We start from the raw sequence: 300 nt of genomic DNA on the forward strand, positions 1-300 counted from the left end.
AATCCAGCCAGCTCCAGTTCATTGTAACTGTCTTGAGAGCATGCTTTTTCAAGCCTAATGTCTGCTTTCTGTAGGTTTTGTAATCGTTGCTTCCAGCGCTCTGGATTAGAGTTCATACGAACTGACCTTAATGGGATCTAGTGATTTATCTAAAATAGCGAAATTGCTCGATATTGTCATGACTTGTGTTTAGCTATAAGTTAAAAATAGTGTGTATTTTCCGTAATAGAAAGGCTTGGAGACACGCTAAAATGGGCACTTCAAATCGCGGTTTATTGTTTTTAGCCTGGAGTATATGCT

1 pseudogene is annotated in these 300 nt (G+C 38.7%); it reads right to left on the reverse strand.

Annotated elements, in window-relative coordinates:
* A pseudogene (locus AB4585_RS25870) lies at positions 1-116 on the reverse strand (nucleotidyltransferase); the annotation flags it as partial.
* Positions 117-300: the final 184 nt, after the last annotated feature.

The organism is Vibrio sp. 10N.222.49.C9 (assembly GCF_041474985.1).
GTDB classification, from domain to species: Bacteria; Pseudomonadota; Gammaproteobacteria; order Enterobacterales; family Vibrionaceae; genus Vibrio; species Vibrio crassostreae_C.